The organism is Rhizobacter sp. P1_G5, from assembly GCF_056405435.1.
Map to the genome: position 1 here is coordinate 1 of NZ_JBFUCB010000878.1, position 1,903 is coordinate 1,903.

Sequence of the window (1,903 nt, forward strand, 5' to 3'; positions counted from 1 at the left end):
TCGTAGTAGTGGCCGATGAACTGGATGACCCAGCCGGCGATGAAGCTGCCGAGGCCCCAGCCGAGCCAGCTGGCGAGGCTGCCGCCCGAGACCTGCTGCGCCAGCACGGTCAGCACGCCGTTGACGAGGCTGACCGCGAGCCCGAGGGTGAGGTTGCCTCGCGTCAGATACCAGATGGTGGCGAGGCCCCAGGCGATCCAGGCGGGGGTGAGGGCGAGGTTGYCGAGGGTGAAGGCCGGTTTGGCGAGCAGCACGCTGACGGCGAACACGATCAGCGGGATGCCGAAGAAATGGGTGGTGATGTTGCGGCGGTCGCGGTGGTAGGCCGCGTACTGCGACAGGAGGTCCAGGGCCGAACGTTGTCTCGTCATGGTGTTCTCCATGGTCTGGTGCCAGGGGCTGCGGTCGGATGGCCCATCTTAGAGCGGTTGCCGCTGAGCGCAAGCGGCCGACTGTGACTCCTTGCACATGGCGCGTCCGGCCACGGTTTCAAGTCACGGCTTCAAGCCAGCGCGGCCAGCGCCTGGGCCTGCAGTTCCAGCGTGGCCGCCGCGACCACCCGACCGTCAGAACCCATGTGCAGCGCGCGGCCTTGCCAATCGGTGATGACGCCGCCGGCGCCCTCGATCACCGGCACCAGTGCCAGGAAGTCGTAGGGCTGCAGCCCGCTCTCGACCACCAGGTCGACGTGGCCGGAAGCCAATGAGCCGTAGCTGTGGCAATCGCCGCCGAAGCGCCGCAGCGCGGCACGCCGGCTCAGCGCGTCGAAGGCGCGCCAGCCGTCGGCATCGAAGGCGTCGGGCGAGGTGGTGTAGACCCGGGCGTCGGCCAGCCGCGTGCAGCCGCTGCTGCGGCACGGCGCGCCGTTCCAGCGGCTCGGCTGTCCGGCGCGTCCCACCCAGCACTCGCCGAGCGCCGGCAGGTTCACGACGCCGACAACCGGCCGGCCGCGCCACAGCAGCGCCAGCAGGTTGCCCCAGAGCGGCGAGCCGGTGATGAAGGCCTTCGTGCCGTCGATCGGGTCGATCACCCAGACCCGTTCCGCATCGAGCCGTTCGCGGCCGTGTTCCTCGCCGAGCAGGCCGTCGTCGGGTCGCGCCGCGGTGATGCGCTCGCGCAGCATGCGCTCGACCTCGCGGTCGGCGACCGTCACCGGGCTGTCGTCGGCCTTCGTCAGCACCTCGACGCGGCCGCGGAACCAGCGCAGCGCCAGCCTGCCGGCTTCATCGGCCAGCTGTTGGGCCAACCGGACATCGTCGTCCGGCAGCAGGGCGGATGGGGCGGAGGACAGCGCTTCATCGCTCATCGAGGACCTCGTGGGTTGGCATGCATCGTGCGGGAGCGTCATGTGGAAATACACAGATTTGCACAAACGCCAGGAAACGCACAACGCGAATGCATGAAGCGTGCCCTGTGCTGGTGTCCCGCCCCTGTTGTCCCGCCCTCGTTTGAGGCATCCACCGGAGAAGTCCATGACCGTCCATCGCCCCCTGCTTGCCGCCATGCTGTTCACCGCGCTCGCCGTTCCCGGGCTGGCCCGGGCCGGCACGATCACCGCGTACACCGCGCTGGAGGAGAACGAGATCGCCGAGTACGTGGCGGCGGCGAAGCGGAGCCTGCCGGACGTCGACGTGAAGGTGCTGCGCCTGTCCACCGGCGACCTGGGTGCACGCATCCTGGCCGAGGCGAGCAACCCGCAGCACGACGTGATCTGGGGCTGGGCGGTGACGAACATGCTCGACCCGCGCATCGGCGCGATGGTCGAGCCCCATGCCGGGAAAGGCGTCGAGAAGCTGCCGGCCGCCTACCGGGCCGCTGACGGCAGCTGGTTTGCCGCGACCGGCTACATGRCCGCGTTCTGCGTGAACACCGAAGTGCTGAAAGCCAAGAACCTGCCGATGCC

The 1,903-nt window shown here is 69.3% G+C and carries 3 protein-coding genes; 1 reads left to right on the top strand and 2 read right to left on the bottom strand.

All coding sequences use genetic code 11. The features are described from left to right. Together AC1D12_RS32225 and hisN are read right to left on the bottom strand one after the other, a co-directional pair. Nucleotides 1–371: Mpo1 family 2-hydroxy fatty acid dioxygenase (locus AC1D12_RS32225; RefSeq protein WP_477845225.1), on the bottom strand; the 371-nt coding region annotated here is incomplete at its 3' end. 131 nt (nt 372–502) lie between these two features. After that, nucleotides 503–1,306, bottom strand: coding sequence for a histidinol-phosphatase (gene hisN / locus AC1D12_RS32230; protein WP_082004783.1), 804 nt, complete (start codon nt 1,304–1,306; stop codon nt 503–505). Nucleotides 1,307–1,472: 166 nt separating this feature from the next. Between hisN and AC1D12_RS32235 the strand changes: the two genes are divergently transcribed. After that, on the top strand, nt 1,473–1,903 hold a 431-nt coding region (locus tag AC1D12_RS32235; RefSeq protein WP_477845226.1), incomplete at its 3' end, for a type 2 periplasmic-binding domain-containing protein.